The sequence below is a fragment of the Lysinibacillus sp. FSL M8-0216 genome (assembly GCF_038595555.1).
Taxonomy (GTDB): domain Bacteria; phylum Bacillota; class Bacilli; order Bacillales_A; family Planococcaceae; genus Lysinibacillus; species Lysinibacillus fusiformis.
In genome coordinates this window covers 2,899,808-2,919,190 of record NZ_CP152007.1, presented here as the reverse complement: position 1 = coordinate 2,919,190, position 19,383 = coordinate 2,899,808, and the positions used below count along the sequence as shown (strand labels likewise).

Annotated in this window: 17 protein-coding genes; 9 read left to right on the top strand and 8 right to left on the bottom strand. The window is 36.7% G+C overall.

Annotated elements, in window-relative coordinates:
* Positions 1-45: 45 nt before the first annotated feature.
* The 5 genes from MKX57_RS14335 (at position 46) to MKX57_RS14315 (ending at position 6,321) form a co-directional block, all read left to right on the top strand.
* Positions 46-1,467, top strand: a complete 1,422-nt coding sequence (locus MKX57_RS14335) for an aldehyde dehydrogenase family protein (RefSeq protein ID WP_107922506.1) — start codon at positions 46-48, stop codon at positions 1,465-1,467.
* A gap of 12 nt (positions 1,468-1,479) precedes the next feature.
* Positions 1,480-2,334, top strand: coding sequence for an N-acyl homoserine lactonase family protein (locus MKX57_RS14330; RefSeq protein ID WP_043990738.1), 855 nt, complete (start codon positions 1,480-1,482; stop codon positions 2,332-2,334).
* Between the two features lie 17 nt (positions 2,335-2,351).
* Positions 2,352-3,533 (top strand): iron-containing alcohol dehydrogenase, encoded by a 1,182-nt coding sequence (locus MKX57_RS14325; RefSeq protein ID WP_107922505.1) that lies wholly within the window; start codon positions 2,352-2,354, stop codon positions 3,531-3,533.
* A 351-nt stretch (positions 3,534-3,884) separates the two neighbouring features.
* Complete coding sequence (locus MKX57_RS14320) at positions 3,885-4,223, top strand: hypothetical protein (RefSeq protein WP_107922504.1); 339 nt, start codon at positions 3,885-3,887, stop codon at positions 4,221-4,223.
* Positions 4,224-4,236: 13 nt separating this feature from the next.
* Positions 4,237-6,321 carry an ankyrin repeat domain-containing protein gene (locus MKX57_RS14315; RefSeq protein ID WP_342550372.1) on the top strand — a complete coding sequence of 695 codons (2,085 nt, stop codon included), beginning with the start codon at positions 4,237-4,239 and terminating at the stop codon, positions 6,319-6,321.
* Between the two features lie 94 nt (positions 6,322-6,415).
* On the opposite strand, the gene MKX57_RS14310 is transcribed toward MKX57_RS14315, so the two are convergent.
* Complete coding sequence (locus tag MKX57_RS14310; RefSeq protein ID WP_069481808.1) at positions 6,416-6,925, bottom strand: ferritin; 510 nt, start codon at positions 6,923-6,925, stop codon at positions 6,416-6,418.
* 340 nt (positions 6,926-7,265) lie between these two features.
* Entirely contained in the window at positions 7,266-8,027 is a 762-nt protein-coding gene (locus MKX57_RS14305) for a TerC family protein (protein ID WP_008180519.1), read from the bottom strand.
* 416 nt (positions 8,028-8,443) lie between these two features.
* On the opposite strand from MKX57_RS14305, the gene MKX57_RS14300 reads away from it, so the two are divergent.
* On the top strand, positions 8,444-10,204 hold the full coding sequence (locus tag MKX57_RS14300; RefSeq protein ID WP_342550371.1) for an ABC transporter ATP-binding protein: 1,761 nt from the start codon (positions 8,444-8,446) through the stop codon (positions 10,202-10,204).
* Positions 10,205-10,379: 175 nt separating this feature from the next.
* Positions 10,380-10,799: an SRPBCC domain-containing protein gene (locus MKX57_RS14295; RefSeq protein WP_008181801.1), complete on the top strand. Its 420-nt coding sequence runs from the start codon at positions 10,380-10,382 to the stop codon at positions 10,797-10,799.
* Between the two features lie 39 nt (positions 10,800-10,838).
* Here MKX57_RS14295 and MKX57_RS14290 read toward each other — a convergent pair whose 3' ends face one another.
* The 5 genes from MKX57_RS14290 to MKX57_RS14270 all read right to left on the bottom strand — a co-directional run bounded on the left by MKX57_RS14290 (position 10,839) and on the right by MKX57_RS14270 (position 15,922).
* Positions 10,839-12,326, bottom strand: a complete 1,488-nt coding sequence (locus tag MKX57_RS14290) for a spore germination protein (RefSeq protein ID WP_008181802.1) — start codon at positions 12,324-12,326, stop codon at positions 10,839-10,841.
* A complete protein-coding gene (locus tag MKX57_RS14285; protein WP_008181803.1) occupies positions 12,326-13,450 on the bottom strand; it encodes an endospore germination permease in 1,125 nt (374 codons plus the stop codon). The genes MKX57_RS14290 and MKX57_RS14285 overlap by 1 nt, the downstream gene beginning before the upstream one ends.
* Before the next feature lie 143 nt (positions 13,451-13,593).
* On the bottom strand, positions 13,594-14,487 hold the full coding sequence (locus MKX57_RS14280) for an RsiV family protein (protein WP_107922501.1): 894 nt from the start codon (positions 14,485-14,487) through the stop codon (positions 13,594-13,596).
* Positions 14,480-14,998 carry a sigma-70 family RNA polymerase sigma factor gene (locus tag MKX57_RS14275; RefSeq protein ID WP_025116216.1) on the bottom strand — a complete coding sequence of 173 codons (519 nt, stop codon included), beginning with the start codon at positions 14,996-14,998 and terminating at the stop codon, positions 14,480-14,482. The genes MKX57_RS14280 and MKX57_RS14275 overlap by 8 nt, the downstream gene beginning before the upstream one ends.
* A gap of 156 nt (positions 14,999-15,154) precedes the next feature.
* Positions 15,155-15,922: a TSUP family transporter gene (locus MKX57_RS14270; protein WP_089986340.1), complete on the bottom strand. Its 768-nt coding sequence runs from the start codon at positions 15,920-15,922 to the stop codon at positions 15,155-15,157.
* Positions 15,923-16,124: 202 nt separating this feature from the next.
* Between MKX57_RS14270 and MKX57_RS14265 the strand changes: the two genes are divergently transcribed.
* A complete protein-coding gene (locus MKX57_RS14265) occupies positions 16,125-16,550 on the top strand; it encodes a hypothetical protein (RefSeq protein WP_043990776.1) in 426 nt (141 codons plus the stop codon).
* A gap of 76 nt (positions 16,551-16,626) precedes the next feature.
* Positions 16,627-17,619, top strand: coding sequence for an LLM class flavin-dependent oxidoreductase (locus tag MKX57_RS14260; protein ID WP_171365082.1), 993 nt, complete (start codon positions 16,627-16,629; stop codon positions 17,617-17,619).
* 390 nt (positions 17,620-18,009) lie between these two features.
* Here MKX57_RS14260 and yfkAB read toward each other — a convergent pair whose 3' ends face one another.
* Positions 18,010-19,122, bottom strand: coding sequence for a radical SAM/CxCxxxxC motif protein YfkAB (yfkAB, locus tag MKX57_RS14255; protein WP_089986342.1), 1,113 nt, complete (start codon positions 19,120-19,122; stop codon positions 18,010-18,012).
* Positions 19,123-19,383 lie beyond the last annotated feature (261 nt).

The following is a 19,383-nucleotide window of genomic DNA, read 5'->3' as shown; positions in this document are numbered from 1 at the left end:
TCAGAAATGAATACGTAACCATAAATGAAAGGAGTGAGATAAGTCTTGAAAAGGGGCTTATGGATTCATGGAGAATGGAAGATGACTGCAGAGTATATGGAGGTTCAAGCCCCGCATTCACAAGAGGTGATTGCCCATTTTGCAATGGCCACTGAACAAGATATACATGAGGCCATTGCAAGTGCACAAATAGCTGCGAAGAGCATGGCTGCGTTAACGGCTTTTCAACGAGCAGAAATTTTGGAGCATTTATCGACACTCTTTTTGGAAAATCGAGAAGAGGCAGCTAGTATTATTTCACTAGAATCAGCAAAACCGCTCAAGTATGCCTATGCTGAAATTGATCGCACCATTGAAACCTATAAATTTGCCGCAGAGGAGGCTAAACGATTATCTGGCGAAATGATTCCGATGGACGCTTCTAAAAATGGGGAAGGGCGTTTTGCCTATACCATTCGAGAGCCAATCGGCGTAATTGCAGCAATTACACCGTTTAATTTCCCACAAAATTTAGTTGCGCATAAAGTAGGTCCTGCTTTAGCGGCAGGTAATACGATTGTGTTAAAGCCAGCTACTCAAACGGCTCTATCCGCTCATTTTCTAGCAAAACTATTGGCACAAACCAATTTACCGGCGGGAGCTTTTAATCTAGTGACTGGGCAGGGGAAATTAGTAGGAGATGTATTTTTAGCACATCCTCATGTGAAAATGATAACGTTTACGGGAAGTCCTGCTGTAGGGATTTCGCTACGAAATCGTGCAGGTTTAAAAAAGGTAACGTTAGAATTAGGGTCGAATGCAGGAGTGATTGTTGACGAAGGCGTTCAACTTGATCAGATTATGGACCGAATAATTATGGGGGCATTTTCAAATCAAGGTCAGGTATGCATTTCATTGCAGCGAATATATGTAATGGAAAGTATCGTAAATGAGTTTTTAGACAAGCTCAGCGCTAAAGTGGCACAGCTAGTCATTGGTGATCCTCTTGATGAAACAACGGATATAGCCATGATGATTTCAGCAGCAGAACAAGAACGAGCCCATGAGTGGATTGAAGAAGCAGTTGCTGAAGGGGCTAAAATCATTGCTGGTGGTTATATTGACAATCAGGTTTTATTGCCAACTGTTTTATCGAACGTATCTTCACAAAGTAAGGTATCCTGTGAAGAAATTTTTGCGCCAGTTGTTATCGTGAATTCAGTATCTACTATAGAGAAGGCAATAGAAGCTATTAACGATTCTCATTATGGACTACAGGCAGGTATTTTTACACCATCAATTGAGACGGCTTTTAAAGCTTCCAAAGCATTACAGGTAGGGGGCGTCCTTATTAATGATGTGCCAACTTATCGTGTAGATCATATGCCATATGGTGGCGTGAAGGAAAGTGGTACAGGCCGTGAAGGCATTAAATATGCAATGGAAGAAATGACAGAAATGAAGCTCATTATTTGGAATAACCAATAATCACGAATGGAGATGGGAAACATGAAAATGATCAAACAACACCCAAAATTGTATGTAATGGACAACGGTACGATGCGAATGGATAAGAATTATATGATTGCCATGCACAATCCAGCAACAATCGATCATCCAAATCAACCAAATGAATTTGTAGAATTCCCCGTTTATACAGTACTTATTGATCATCCAGAGGGCAAAATTTTATTTGATACGGCGTGTAATCCAAACGCTATGGGACCCGATGGACGTTGGGGAGAATTTACACAAAAAGCGTTCCCTATTAATATGCCAGAAGAATGCTATTTACATCATCGATTAGAAGAATTAAATGTTCGTCCTGAGGATATCAAATATGTTGTAGCATCCCACTTGCATCTCGACCATGCAGGCTGCTTAGAATTATTTACGAATGCGACGATCATTGTACAAGAAGATGAGTTTAACGGCACATTACAAACGTATGCAAGAAATGTTAAAGACGGTGCCTACATTTGGGGCGACATTGATATGTGGATTAAAAATAATTTACAATGGCGCCTTATTAAACGTGGTGAAGATCATGTGAAGCTTGCAGAAGGCATTCAAGTATTAAACTTTGGTAGTGGCCATGCGTGGGGTATGCTCGGTCTGCACATTAATATGCCAGACACAGGTGGAATTATTTTAGCGTCAGATGCCATCTATACGGCGGAAAGCTTTGGCCCACCTGTTAAGCCACCGGGCATTATTTATGATTCGGTTGGCTATAATTCTACAGTTGAACGCATTCGCCGACTTGCCAATGAAACGAATTCTCAGGTTTGGTTTGGTCATGACCCTGTCCAATTTAAATCATTTAGAAAATCGACAGAAGGATATTATGAATAGATAGGAGTAGAGAAGCCATGCATAAATTAACCTTTACGCCTGTAAGCTATACAGGTTGGGGATGTTTAAATCAGCTTCTGCCTGAAGTAGAAAGATTTAAAGCTACAAATATTTTAATTGTCACAGACCCATTTTTAAAGGAATTAGGGCTAGCAGATAAAGTCCAGCAGCCCTTGCGTTCAAAAGGATATGCAACGACCATTTATACAGATATTGCCCCAGAGCCCCCACTTGCTATTGGAGAAAAGCTAGTTGATTTTACTAGAAAACATCAATTTGATTTGGTCATCGGTTTAGGTGGAGGAAGTGCTCTTGATTTAGCTAAGCTTGCTGCTGTTTTAGCCGTACATGATGGGAAAGTAGCGGATTATTTAAATTTAACGGGCACAAAAGCACTTGAACAAAAAGGATTACCTAAAATTTTAATACCAACTACATCTGGAACAGGCTCAGAAGTGACAAATATCTCAGTCCTGTCCCTCGACACAACAAAAGACGTTGTGACACACGACTACTTATTGGCGGACAGTGCGATTGTAGACCCAGAGCTAACGATTTCATTACCACCAAAGGTAACAGCTGCAACGGGGGTTGATGCTTTAACACATGCCATTGAGGCATATGTTTCAGTCAATGCCAATGAAGTAACGGATGCACTTGCACTACAAGCTATTCGCCTAATTAGTGGCTCTATTCGTACGGCTGTGCTGGAAGGGGAGAATAAGCAGGCACGTTCAGATATGAGCTATGGTAGTTATTTAGCTGGTTTGGCATTTTTCAATGCAGGAGTAGCCGGTGTTCATGCTTTAGCTTATCCTTTAGGAGGTCAATTTCATATAGCCCATGGCGATTCCAATGCCGTACTATTACCATATGTCATGGGGTATATTCGTCAAAGCTGTGAAAAACGAATGAAAGATATTTTAGATGCCATGGGTTTATCATCTGCCTACTTATCGCAAGAAGAGGCTTCCTATAAATGTGTGGATGCATTACAACAGCTCGTTCAAGATGTAAAAATTCCTTCCACGTTAAAGGGATTTAATATACCAGAAGAAGCCCTAGGACAATTAACTGACGATGCAACAAAGCAAACAAGAATTTTAGCTCGAAGTCCGATGCCATTAGAACGAGAAGATATTTATGCTATTTATCGGGCTGCATTCGATGGAGAAGTCCGAGAGCCAGCTAAATCATAAAGAAGAAAAGAGAAACGTTGATTGTTGACGTTTTTCTTTTTTTATGCAGGTATTCAAAATTAAACTTATTAATTTGCGTCCTAAAAGTATGAGATTTATTAAAGGAAGAGAGATTGGAGATTGGAGAAAACGTACATACCCCACCCACTTTGAAATGAAAGGTTTTATGACTAAATTACTTAAGAAACAGCAAGAATAAATCATCATTTAGAGCGTTTTTTTTATATATAAAATAATATTCAAAAATTTATATTTATGAATATTTTCTCTTAGTTATTTTAAAATTTATAGTAAATAATAGGTAATTAGTATATAATATTAATTATTTTTCAATATATGGAGGGTGTGCTAATGAAACTAGTACTACAGATATCAAGTTATATATTATTTATTGCAGCTATAGTTTTTAGTTTATCTCAAATATCAATCTTAAAGGAAGAAAAAGAGGATATGGAATACTGGGAAGAAGCAGCTAAAGAACATTATGATAACAACCTAATTGAAGAAAGATATTTTGTTGTTAAAAATATATATAGCTCACATCTTACAACAACCTTAGTATCAGCAATATCCATGGTACTAACAGGAATATTCTTTCTTGCAATAGCAAAAATTATTGCATTGCTTCAAGACATAAATTCCAAGGTTACAAATAAGCCTCAAGAAGAAGAGTTCGAATTGTTGAATTAATAGGAGGAAACGAATGTTAGTTGATATAAATTGTCCAGTTGAATTACTTGAGTATCAGCTATATAGAAGTAAGAAAACGGGTAAAGTTTATTGTTCATTGAAGTTTAATAATATTTCAGAAAAAAGAATAAAAGGCTTAAATGCTACTATTTATTGTTTTGATCAATTTGGTGAACCAGTTGGCTGGGAATCAACTAACATTGAATATAAACTGCATCTAAGTGAATCAATAGAACCTAACCAAGCATTTGATAACAATGAAAAAATTGCATTAGATAGTTTTTCTCATGCCAGAAGCATAGATATAGTCTTTGAGAAAGTACTTTTTAGTGATGAAACAATATGGACAAAAACGGAATCAGAGTTAGAGAAAGTAGAACTAAAACAAATTAACGATCCAGGTCAATTAATGTTTGTACAAACGCATGAAGGAAATGATGCAAAATATTATTCACAATTGATAAATGATAAATGGACATGTGTATGTGGACGTTTGAACTTGGAGAACACGAAAATATGTAAACGTTGCAAAAGAGAAAAAGATAATGTTCTTTCCATTTATATGAATGAAAAAACGATTAGTGAAAATATTAAGTTATATGAAGAACAAATAGAAGAGGAAAAAAAGCAAGAGCTATTAGAAAAAGAACGTCAACATGAAACATTTAGGAAAAAAGTAAAGAGAATAGTAAAATATAGCTCTGTGATAATCTTTTTTCTATTGCTTATTGGTATTGCAACCTATGGTTTTATAACAAAATTTACTTTTTCATGGGATAATTATCTTTTGTTAAAAGATAAGGACAACGCTTTGATTGAGGCAGTAAAAAACCAAAATTTGAATGATATAAATTTTTTGATTGAAAATGGGGCCAACGCTAATTTTGTAAATAGGGATGGCGAAAATTCAATTAGTAAAGCCATCGAATTACCGAATAAAAAGTTAGCTATTTCCTTAATGAATAAAGGTATGGGAAATATTAGAGTAGGAAAAGAAGAGGATAGTCTTGCACATGTTGCAGTTAAAAATGAACAATATGAGATACTAAAAGAGCTTCATAAATTCGAAGTTGATATGAACGTAAAGAATGAGATGGGGCATACTGTACTATATTCTGCTTTGCAGACAGGGAATAGAGAGATACTTGAATACCTTATTTATGAATGGAAAGTAAATCTTCAAGAAGTGGATAATGACGGTAACAATATTGTTCAAGTAGCCTTATTACAGCCATTAAACAATACAGCATTAATCAAGGATTTACTAAACTTGGACATTGATTTAAAAAAAGTGAATATAGGTGGTCAAAATACATACACAACAGCTATACTTACTCAAAATAAAGAGATAGTTCAACTATTTATAGATAAAGGATTAGATCTTAATCAGGTTGATGAATTAGGAAATAATGCGATTCACATTCTCCTTAATCACAAAAAAGACAATCTGACTTATTTGGCAGAATTAATAACTAAAGGAACGGCTGTAAATGGACTTAATAAACAAGGACAAACACCATTGTATTTAGCGATCCTAAACGGGGATAAAAAAACTGTTGAGGGGCTACTTAAACTTAAGGTGGATAAAAATATTGTCAATAGTAATGGGGACTCTGCTAAAGATATTGCCGAAAAATATAATAAATCATTGGTAGAATTATTTGAGCAAGATAGGTTTACAATTAAGCATGATAAACAAAAGAATGTTTTCTTAGTAAGTGGGGTTACCTTGGGCAATTCAAGAAAAGACGTAGTTAATAAGTTAGGAAACCCTGCTAAGAGGAAACAATTCGAATCTATAGATGGTGACATAGACTGTAATATTTATTATCTAAAAGATAGTACCGAAAAAGATATAGAGACGCATTATTGTTCTTATATAGGTATAAGCGATAAGATTGAATATATTTCGTTTAACTTATATCCTAAACAGCTAAATGAAAAATGGTATAAAGATTTAGGAAAACCGTTTATCGATGATGATGCTCCGTTATATTATCTAAAGGGAACGGAACAATTACTGCTATTAAAACCAAAAGAAGAAATAGGGTTTCTTTATTATGCAGGCTATGAATTTTATAATAATTTGTACCAGTAGGATTAGTATATTTAAAGCCTAAAAATCAGGCTACGAAGCTTCTTTGATGAAACTTCGTAGCCTTTGTCATGGGTTAGCTAATTTAGTAAGTATGTTATGCTTCTGCATCAGGCGTAAATGTACGCGTAGCTAATTCTGCATCTAGCATAAAGATAGCGTTGGAGTCGTTTTCGATACGTTCGATTTTACGAATTAATGTATCAAATGTAGATTCTTCCTCTACTTGCTCATCGATGAACCATTTTAAAAAGGCCATTGTCGCATGCTCACGTTCATCTAAAGCGATATCTGATAAATTATATATACGGCGCGTCACTTCTTTTTCATGAGAAAGAGCTGTTTTAAAGGCATCTAAAATCGATTCAAAATGATTGCCTGGGCTTTCAAAGCCTTGAATTGTTGCACGGTAGCCCATATCACTTAAGAAGTTGTAAAATTTCATCGCATGGAAGCGTTCTTCTTCGGCTTGTACTAAAAAGAAGTTAGCGAAACCATCGTAATCCTGGTCTGTGCAATAAGCCGCCATTGCCATGTAAGCATGAGCCGAGTAAAATTCAAAATTCATTTGTTCGTTAAGTGCTGTGTGTAGTTTTTCAGATAACATAAAAGTTTTCCTCCTTTTGCAGTAAATGCCTTCTTCACTAGTATACAATGTTAGAGGTTCTTCATACAAAAATTTTAAATTTCATGGAAATATGTGCAAAACTTAATTGATATTTGTTCTCAATTAGAAAATTTACACTTCTTTATTTTTCGATACAACGGCAGGAAAGGCTATTGTGTCGTTTGTAAAGTCAAGTATTAGTCGGGGGAATTGGATAGGGCGACCTAGCGAGGTTACAATGACATGAAAATTTATTTAGCATGGCGCTGTTAATAAAATAAAATGTTACATATAAAATAGAAAATCGCCTCGACATAGGTCGTGGCGATTTTTTTAATCATTATTGTGCTTGAGTTTTTTGGTTTTTGACCCCAATTAAGTAACCACCTAGGGCAATTGCTACTAGGACAATCCAGAAAATAGCTTTCCAAATTGTAGAATGTGGGAACTCATGTGGAATAATGCCTAATTTTTCATGTGCTAATGTTAACACAGCTAATTTCACACCAACCCAACCAACGATTAGGAAGGCAGCCGTTTCTAGTGAAGGGAATTTATCAAGAACTTTCACGAACCAACGAGCCGCGAATCGCATCATGATAACCCCGATAAGACCACCTAAGAACATAACGGCGAACTGTCCTGCATTAATACCACCAATATCAAAATCACCGATATGTGGTAATGTTACAGCAATAGCAACCGCAGCTAGAATAGAATCTACCGCGAACGCGATATCAGCAAGTTCTACTTTTACAACCGTCATCCAGAAGCCGGATTGCTTTTTCGGCTCTTGGATCTCATCGGAGCTTTGCGATGCTTTCCGTGAATCATAAATATGCTTAATAGACATAAACAATAGATAAGCTGCACCTATTGCTTGAATTTGCCAGAAATTAACGAGTGTTGTAATAAGGAATAATGCGGCGAAGCGGAAAACAAATGCCCCCACTAATCCATATAACAAAGCTTTTTGTTGTTGTGCTTTTGGTAAATGCTTAACCATAACTGCCATTACCACTGCGTTGTCAGCTGCCAACAATCCTTCTAATACAATTAATACGACGAGTACCCATGCGTATTCTAAAATAATTGCCTCCAAATTTGTTTCCTCCTTTAATTATTGAACAGAAATGAATGGTTGCTTCTAACATATTCTTCCCAATTTTAAGCAAAAGAAAAAGACCCCTGCCTAAAAAATAGGCAAAGGTCTTGCTAAGCAATTTACTGTTCGTTGCACAGAAATTATTCTGTGAGACAATTTATGCCATCACACCCGATGGTACGAAACCATGTAATGACGAATGTGAATCAGATGCTTCGATCGCATCCGCTAGCTACTCCCCTTTGACAATAAAGTCAAAAGCTATTCAATTCTTACACCAATCATAGCATGCGAAAAACTGAAAGTAAATAAAAATATACTGCTATGGAGAAAAAATACTTTTCCGTTACGTTTGCACAAATGGTACTATTAAAAGATAGGCGAAATTTTTACAACTTAGAAAGGAGACAAACATGTATAGAAAATTTTTTTCCTATTATAAGCCGCATAAACGATTGTTTGTCATCGATTTTTCAAGTGCAATCATTGTAGCCATTTTAGAGCTCGCCTTTCCATTAGCCGTTCAGTGGTTTATTGATGAGCTATTACCAACAGGCGATTGGGGAATGATTGTAAAAATAAGTGTATTATTGCTGCTAGTGTACGCAATAAGTACGTTTTTAAACTTTATCGTGAACTATTTAGGGCATAAATTGGGGATTAATATTGAGACAGATATGCGTCAGGAATTATTTACGCATGTACAAAGGCAATCATTCCGATTCTTTGATAATACGAAAACAGGTCATATCATGAGCCGTATTACCAATGATTTATTTGATATTGGGGAATTTGCCCATCATGGACCTGAGGATTTATTCATTGCCATTATGACCTTTGTTGGGGCCTTTGCTATTATGTTTAATGTGAACCCAACACTCGCTTTAATTGCAGCGATCATGGTGCCATTTTTAACATGGCTTGTGACATTTAGTAATATAAAAATGAATAATGCTTGGAAAACGATGTATGGCAAAATTGCTGATGTTAACGGACGTGTAGAGGATAGTGTGTCCGGAGTCCGTGTTGTGAAATCCTTTACAAATGAAGATTTTGAAATCAAACGCTTTAAGGAGCAGAATGGATTTTTCCGTACGGCTAAATTATATGCCTATAAAATAATGGCAGGAACCCACTCGAGTATTTACATGATGACACGCCTCCTTACATTAATGGTGTTAGTAGTCGGCGCTTGGCTAAGCTTTAATGGAAAATTATCTTACGGGGAGCTAGTGAGCTTTGTTTTATATACAAATGTACTCATTAAACCAATTGATAAGATTAGTGCTTTATTAGAGCTTTATCCGAAGGGGATGGCTGGTTTTAAGAGATTCCGTGAATTAATTGAGCAGGAACCAGAAATTCAAGATCATGAGAATGCGAAGGTCATTAACCATTTAGATGGTAATATTTCCTTCAATAATGTTCACTTTAATTACGATACTTCGAAACAGGTTTTAAAAGATATTTCATTCGATGTAAAGGCTGGACAAACTATTGCTTTTGTTGGCCCTTCAGGTGCCGGTAAAACGACCATTTGTTCGTTAATTCCTCGCTTCTATGAGGTTTCAAAAGGTGCTATTTCGATTGACGGTATCGATATTCGCAATATGACCCAGGCTTCCTTACGATCTCAAATTGGTATCGTACAGCAGGATGTCTTCTTATTTACAGGGACAATTCGTGAAAACATTGCCTATGGAAAGCTAAACGCCAGTGAAGAAGAAATTCGTGAAGCAGCGAAAAAGGCCCATTTAGAGGCATTCATCGCTGAGCTACCTGATGGTTATGATACGCAAATTGGGGAACGAGGCTTGAAATTATCCGGTGGACAAAAACAACGATTAGCCATTGCGCGTATGTTCTTGAAAAACCCACCAATTTTAATTTTAGATGAAGCGACCTCTGCATTAGATACCGAAACAGAGATGATTATTCAGCAATCTTTATCAGAGCTAGCTGAAAACCGTACTACGTTAGTTATTGCCCATCGCCTGGCAACTATTAGAAACGCAGATCGGGTAATGGTCGTGACGCCAAAAGGTATTGAGGAAGATGGTACTTATGATGAGTTAGTGGCTCACAATGGTATCTTTGCGAAGCTCCATCACATTCAATTCCGTAAGGGACAAAACGAACAAAGCATACAAAATGATTATGTAGAGCTGATGTAACAGTATGTCGGCCCGATTATTAAAAGGCAGAAATGTGTGAGAGCATTTCTGTCTTTTCCTATTTTTATATATTTATCGCAAAGGATAAGGACTAATAGGACAAGGAATTTTAGAAGAGGGGAGGAATTATTAGTAGTGAATAGACAATGACAGATTAATAGATGGAGGTTAAGACATGGACAGCCACAAAAGTATTGGACTAACCAAAACAGTTGGTTATCAAGTAGGGGTTAGAAAAACGTTTCCAATCTCGCAACAGCAAGCATGGTCACTTATTACAGCGGAGGAAGGTTTGAATGCATGGTTAGGAGGAGGGGGAAATATAATCCTTAAACCTGGTCATCAGTATCGTACAACGGTGGGAACCGGAGAAATTCGGATCGTCAAACCACTTTTGCAACTCCGTCTTACTTGGAAAAAAGAGGAGTGGCAACGACCTTCTACCATACAAATTCGAATCCTATCCAAAGAAAATAATAAAACGACCATTAGTTTTCATCAGGAACATCTTGCTAATCAGCAAATAAGAGAAGAAATGAAGCGATATTGGGAATCGAGGTTAGCATCTATCGAAGAGAGCATACAAAAGATGTAGCCAAAAATAACTAGCATCTCCTCAATATGTGAGGGGATGCTAGTTATTTTCTTGGTCTTTTTTGTCTACGCTATGAGCATCAGCTGAACGGGTTGCATCCTGAGGAGCAAGTGCTTTATTGCGCTCCGTGTAACCTTTTGGTGATAGACGAAAAATAGATTTTTTGATGGTAGACCAGTTTAAATCTGTTGCAAGGTTCATGTAAGAGTAGCCGTAAATACGGATATTGCATAAGTAAAGAAGTGTCAAATATAAAGAAACAAAGAAGCCAAATAATCCGAAAAAGGCACTAGCTAGGATAAAGGCAACACGTAATATGCTGACGGATGTCACTAGGGATTGATTGACCAAGGTAAATGAAGCGATGGTAGAGATGGCGATAACAACAATCATTTCAGGACTTGTTACACCTGCTCGAATTGCAGCATCTCCAATAATGATTCCACCTACAACACTGATGGTTCCCCCAATTACTGAAGGAAGCCGTAACCCTGCTTCACGGAACAATTCAAACATCAAAAGCATTAGTAGCATTTCAAGTGAAGAAGGGAGGGGTAATCCAGCTTTGGCCTGTACAACGGTTGCCAGTAACTGTAATGGCAATTGATTTTGATGGTAGGTTGTTAAGGCAAGCCAAAAGGCAGGCAGTAGTAATCCTATAAGAATACCGAGTATCCGTAGTACTCGTTCTACAGAACTAAAAATGACCGGATATTCATTATCTTCCGCAGATTTCAATAATAAGAAGAGATTCACAGGCGTGATAATACAATAAGCGACACCATCTACGAAAATAACAAAGCGGCCCCTTGCTAATGCTTGAACGGCATAATCGGGTCGCCCTGTATAATCGAACTTTGGAAATAATTTAGAATTTTTATTCACGCGTTCCATCAATAAATCGCCACTAAAAACGATATCTGTATCGACCGCAGCTAGCTGTTTCTTAATACCATGTAGAATGTCCATATCCACAATATCTTCAAAGTACAGAATCGCCACTGTTGTTTTTGAGCGTTTTCCGAGCTCCACCTTTTCGACGCAAAATGAATTGGTCGGTAATCGTTTGCGAATTAAAGCGATATTGACGCGGATATCTTCAATAAAGTTATCCCTTGGCCCTTTAATAAGAACCTCCATACGTGTTTCTTCCGGCTTACGATTAGGCTTTTTAGCGATATTGCTTGCATATAACAGATGATCTTGCTCAAAATACATCAACAGGAAGCCACTATAAACGGATGAAATAAGCTGTTCCTTATCTTGGATTTTTTGAAGGCTTGGAACATGGAGATGCCTCGCTATATTTTCCTCAAAAGAAACGTCATCCAAATGATCATACAAATACTGGGTCCGCTGAATAATGACACCATTCAGCATTTGCTGATCAATCATGGCATCACATGTGATAAATTGTACCTTTTGTTCATTAAAGCTATATTCCTGAAATTGTATATCTGCAGATTTTTGAAATAGTTTTTTTATTGTATTTAAATCTATCTCTAACTCATGCTCCTGTTGAGACATTATGATTCACCACTTTTCATGTCTTGTTTTTCAGTTTTCCCCTTTTTAGAAGAATTATCCGATAAGTAAGCAACGACAATGAAAAAAATTGATAAAGCAAAAAAGAAAATAAACGTAGCACTTAAAATATAATGTCCCTTTACTTTTAAAAATAAGCTTTCATTTAACATAATTAACGGTAAACAAATGATGAAGAAGGGTGGAGCGAGCATTTGCCAAATACGCTTTGGATCGCCAGTCATTTTTAATAAGTCTGCCACAATATATAAGAGGAAACTTACACGAATGAAAGTCCCTGTTAACCATTGGTAAATAGAGAAGAAGTCTAAATGCTCAATATAGCGTCCGATGGTCACTAATCCCCATTCTTCATAAGCAGGATAACGTTGTTTCGATGCTTCACTTGGTCCGAATTCAGTAATGGCTCCAATTAATGGACCTAATGTAAGGCCAATTAAGATAGCCAGTATAATAGTGAAATGGTACCAACGAAGACGTTCTTTAAATTGGTGCTGCAAAAATAATAGTAATAATAGCTCTATAAATCCTGAAGCAGGAAAAATCATACCATGTATGATAGGCTGAAAACCATGCTCAAAAAAGGGGCGCAATAAACTATAATCTTTTACTTGTATATTGGTAAAGGCGACAAAAAAACCAAGGATTACAACTCCAAATAATACAAAGACATTGACAATAACAATTGTTTGTAAGCTAGTTGTCACAAGTAAAATGCAAAGAATAGTATAAACAAACAATAATATAAGGACAGGTGTTTGAGGTAAAAATGTGCTATTTACCCATTGTAATGTTTCCACCATTGTAAATGCTGCGATAATCAATAGAAAAATGGCGACAATATAGATGATGGTAGTAGAAGCGACTTTTCCTATTTTTTCGCTGAGCCAGTCTCGAATGGGTTCCTGTTTAGATTTTTTTTGGATGTAAACTAATAAAAATAACCAAAAGAAAATAACACCCCCAGCAAATAGTACAGATAGCCAGCCATCTCTTTTGGCGGCATCTAGCAGTGGAGGAATAATAGTTACATGATTTTTTAAGCCAATAACGGTCATTGATAGGAAGATTACATGTAAAATACTGATGGATCCTACACTTTTCATGATGAAAACCCTCTAACATTGATTGATACATATTAGCTTAGACAAAAAACAGTAGCTTTATAAGCAGAAAATGGGTTCTTCTCCATGAAAAAACGAGGTATTTGATGATGTAATCGTCAAATACCTCGTTAAGTCCTATATAATTAATGGATGTATTTTGCGCTCACAAGATCATCCTTTAAGACGTCTGTTGGGATTTCAAATTCCACAACGCCCATAAAGCCTGGTGCCACTTCATATTTATCAAAGGAAATCACAAGCTTACCTTTATCTGAAATGTAGAACTGCTGATCAGGTTGAATGGCTGTAAATTCCTCCATCAAATCTTCATCGGCCATGCCAGCACCCTTCACCCAATAAACTTTATCCTGATTGGATTCAGCGATTTGCGTACGCATTTGTTCCTTAATATTTTCACTAATAGCTTCAATATAATTTTTATCTTTAAAAAGCATAGGTAAAGTAATTAAAATTTCGTTTTCTTTGTCAATCGTATCGTATTCCATCACAGTGGAAGAAGAGCCGACAGTATTTACCACATAACGACCAATCGATAAAATTTGGTCATTATCAGTTTTAATTTCAAAGCCACTATCAACGCCTAAATGACCACCACTACCACTGGCTTTTAAATCACCCACTTCAGTGATAAATTCATCGTAAAGAGCTTTCCCTTCTGCACGATATTTTTCATTTAATGTATTGGCAAGATCTTGATTGTCTAAATTTTCAATAGCAGGTACTTTAATATTGGCATCAAAATTATCTTCTGCCACCTCATATTCTGTCCAAGTTAATACTTTGACAACACTTCCTACAACAGGTATGTCTGAAAGTGTTCGAGCCATTGCTGGACTCACATTTAAACTAGCAGTAAATAGCATAGCTGCAGCTGCCGAACCAAGCAACCATTGAGGAGTACGGTTTTTTTTCTTTTTTCGACCTTGCTTTAATGCTCGTTCTACCACCAAATCTAATTCCTTAGGAATGGAAACATCTGTATATTGTTTTTCTAAATTTTTTAATTTTTTATCCATGTGCAGTTTCTCCCTTCACATCTTCCAATTGTATTTTCAATAGTTTTAATGCTTTATAAAGACGCGATTTGGCTGTACTTAACTTAATATCGAGGATGTTCGCAACGTCTGCGAGCTTTAAATCCTCGAAATAATGGAGAATCACAACCTCTCGATACATTTGCGGTAGCTCATCTAACGCATGCTCTAAATCGACGTTTTCATAGACATCCTCTTGAGCGGGGGTTAAATATTGCAAAGTATCATCATCAGTTACTTGTAAGCGTTTATGCTTTCGTAAAAAATCAATGGCTGTACGAACGACTATTTTATAAAACCAGCTTTTCATATAATCAACATTTTCAAGTCGATCTAATGACAGCATGGCTTTTTGAACACTGTCCTGTACAACATCTAGTGCGTCCTGTTCATTTTTTGTATAGCTATACGCGAGCAAATAAAAACGCTCTTTTTGTTCACGAATGAATTGGACAAACACCTCTTCATGTTGAAATGCATTTCTTGTTTTCATGTCCAAAGAAGCTCCTTTTTTAACATTGTCAAATTGTATACATGTACTAGACGTACGAAATGAGGGAAAAAGTTGAAAGCCATTAAAAAAACTTACCCCAATATGAGATAAGTTTTAGCCTTCTATATTGTTGGCATACGTCAGCATAACAGATGATTATGAGAAATAGTCATATGTATTTTTCAAGAGTAATAGAATGGTCACAACGATAAATAACTTACGTACATAACCGCTGCCACGTTTAATCGCAAATTTGGAGCCCACAATGGCCCCAGCAATTTGCGCAAGCCCCATTGGTAAACCATAGGCATAATTAATTTGCCCTAAGTATATAAACATAAGAAGGGCTGCAACATTACTACCGAAATTTAAAAATTTCGCATTACCTGCAGATTGTAAAAAATCAAAACCGACCATGAGAAAGGCAAATAATAAAAATGAACCTGTACCAGGACCTAAAAAACCATCATAAAAACCAATGCCAGTAATTACTACTACAAAAAATAAATAACGTTTTGGTGTTAACTTTTTAAAGGTAGTGATGCTTCCCCAATCCTTTTTAAAGATCGTATAGATAGCTACGGCAGCCAGCATAAACAGCATGAGCGGCTTCAGGACACTAGGATCCATTAAGTGGACAACCCAAGCTCCAAGCATTGATCCGAAAAAGACAAATGGAAATAGCTTATAGACCGCTTTAATATCAAGCTTGCCAGAGCGATAAAATGTCAAAGTACTTGTAAGTGATCCCATTGTACCTGCTAATTTATTGGTTGCTACAGCGCTAGAAGGTGGGAGACCTACAAACATAAGGGCTGGTAAAGAAATAAGTCCACCGCCGCCAACAACTGAATCAATGAATGCGGCTAAAAAACCAAAAACGATAAGAATGACTAAAATATTTAAATCTAAATCAAATGGCACAACAGGTCATCTCTTTTCTATCATAATAATCTGATAGTAGCGAACTGAGGTTGGGCTGTAAATACTCTTTCTATAATTTTGCGGAGCTTGTATAATGAGTTTTCGTAAAATTTCTACAATAATCAAATATTTTCTACTTGGAGTTAGAAATTTGATGTATTATGTAAATGGTGGTGTTTTTACGTAAAGGGGACGTGATGACATGAGTTTAGCAAATCATATACGTGTATTTCTCTGTGTCGTGTTTATGGGGATGCTTGTTGGATATGTCTTTAATGCTAAAAAAGATATAACAGATCATGAGTATATTGATATTGTCAAAGAAGGTTATTTGGAAAATTTTTCTGATGTCACGGTTCGTAATGCATTTAACTATGCATTCTTTGAACCATATTGGCGATATTATCAAGCGAAAACAGGGGAGCAAGTTGTAGAATTATCAGGTGATATTACGTTTCAAGATGAAAAAGGACATGCTATTTTACAATTCGTCGTTGACGAACAAACAACGCAATTTTCCCTTCGTGCGATGAAATTTAATGAAAAAGTTCTAAATGCTGAACAAAAACAGAAACTCGTCGGCATGGTCTATCAAACATGGGAAATGAAACAACTAGCTTATGAGTAAGGTTTTTTGCTTTGTAAATAAGCAGAACTATATTACAGTTAAAAGGGGGAGCTTACAGACAGAGAGGATGTTTTGAATGAAGTTAAGTATTTTAGATCAAATGCCTATACCAAAAGGTCATTCGGCAGAGGAAGCCTTCCAACGTACAGAACAACTAGCTTTATTAGGGGAAGAACTCGGTTATCATCGTATGTGGCTAGCTGAACACCATAATAGTCAGTCGCTGGCAAGTTCAGCTCCCGAAGTAACCGCTGCTTTTTTAGCTGCGAAAACGAAGCGACTTCGCATTGGGACGGGTGGCGTCATGATGATGCATTATTCACCATATAAGATTGCAGAGGTTTTTAAAACATTGTCAGGATTAGCACCTCATCGAATTGATTTCGGAGTGGGGAGAGCGCCAGGTGGTGATCATGCCTCTATTTATGCGCTTGCAGAAGGAAGAAGACAACGCTTCACTGAGCAATATGATAAGCTTGAAATTATTTTAAAGCTGATGAATAATCAAAAAACGGGTGAACATGTCTATGATCAAGTCGTTGCGGCACCGGTTCATATTACATTACCTGAGGCGTGGCTACTAGGCTCAAGTGGTCAAAGTGCGATGCAGGCAGGACAGCTAGGTGTTGGTTATTCCTATGCCCAATTTTTCACAGGCAATATGTCGAAGGATATTTTTGATGCCTATAAAGCCTATTTTACGCCTTCTTATTATATGGAAAAACCACAAATCATTGTGACCTATGCGGCGACGGTGGCTCCTACTTTAGAGGAAGCGGAATACTTGGCAAAACCAATCGATATTTCTCGTCTTCAGCTGATGAAGGGGCAAATTATTCAAACTATATCACCCGAAGAAGCAAAGGATTATCCATTAACAGAAATGGATAAAATGACAATCGCCAATAATCGCAAAGCAAATCTTGTCGGCACACCAAAGGATATTGCCGCATTTTTAGTGAAAGAACAAGAACACTATGGCTTTGATGAAGTCATGCTGAACTGTAATCAATATGAATTAGCAAGTCGTTTAAATACCTATAAATTCCTAGGGAAGGAATTATTATAGAACAAAATCACCTCGTTGTTACGCTTCGAGGTGATTTTTATTGGGCTTGACTGCTTTTTACCATACATAAAATAGAAAAACCCGGAAATAAATTTCCGGGTTCGATTACCACTTACATTAAATACTCCATGACACACTGCCTCGCTTCCGCATAGAATCTTAAGATATTCCTAAGAACTGTACTTTACTCAGCTTTGATGGTCCTTTTGAGTTATCGATCAATCGCACTCATCGGGTTAACCCTCCTAGTCATAGGATTTGAAGTGAAATCTTTAATAGTATAGACCACGACATATTTTTTATACATTGTTGAGAAATTTTTTTAAACAATAAAAAAAACTCCATTTTGATACAGATTCTTCAAAAGGAGTTTCTTTAGTTATAAGTCGCTTAAACGCGGCCAGAGCCACTAACAAACGCTTGATCTTGATAATACATATTTTTTACTAAAACGTTAGGGCCAAGGCATTTAACAGCTGGACAATGACAATTGAGTGATTTAGCCAGATCAGTTGCCATCCATTTATCAAACACAGCTGGAAGCTTGTCATGTACAATGTTACCTAGAGCTGGTGTATCACCGAAATCAGTAACGATGACATCGCCCGTAAAAATGTTGATATTCAAACGTGAACGGCCATCTGGGTCATTACGCATTGTGACATTTTTCGCTGTACGAAGACGTTGAAGTAATCGTCGATCTTCCTCATTCGTACTGCAAGGGTAAAATGGAAGTGTTCCGAATAACATCCAAGTATTGTCATCACGAATATCTAGTAGATGATGGATCGCTTCACGTGTTTCCTCTAGTGAAAGGGATGTCAGGGCACTAGCAAAATCTGATGGGTACATAGGATGCACCTCATGACGTGCACATTTCATTTCATGGATGATTTGGTTATGAATATGATCTAAGTATGGTAAAGTTTTTTTGTTTAGCATGGTTTCGGCTGAAACCATGACACCGTGTTCCGCAAGCATTTTTGAGTTATCAATCATACGTTGGAACAGAGCTGCACGTTGGTCATAGGTAGGCTTGCGCTCCATCATGGCAAAGCCTGTTTCAACGAATTCATCGATAGTACCCCAGTTATGTGAAATATGCAAAACATCTAAATACGGGGCAATTAATAAGTATCGTGCCGGCTCCAATGTTAAATTAGAGTTAATTTGTGTGCGTACACCTCGTTCATGAGCATATTTCAAAAGTGGCAACACGTAATTTTGTACCGACTTTTTACTCATCATCGGTTCTCCACCTGTAATACTAAGTGTTTTTAAATGAGGTATTTCGTCTAAGCGACGTAAAATTAAATCTATTGGCAATGCCTCAGGGTCTTTATTTTGTAATGTATAGCCGACTGCACAGTGTGCACAACGCATATTACAAAGGTTAGTTGTTGTAAATTCAATATTGGATAGAGTCATTTGTCCATGTTGTTCAACATCTAAATACGCTTCCCATGGATCAAAGATAGGCGTTATTTTTTGTAAGGTCGTCATCTTTCGTACATCTTCCTTTCTAGCATTCTATTGTCTCATATTCATCGATAATTTCAAATATGAAATTACTGAAAGGGCTATTTTAGGATTAGATGAACATTTTTTTACCCAATAAAGGAAAATGCTCGCAAATCCAATAACACTGAAATGGATGAAGATAAAGCGCCTACAAGTCCTACTATTCTGAAAAAGGTGGTTTTACTGTTATTTTTCTAAAAAAACGTTATCATGGATAGAGAAAATAGCACAATGCATCATAGA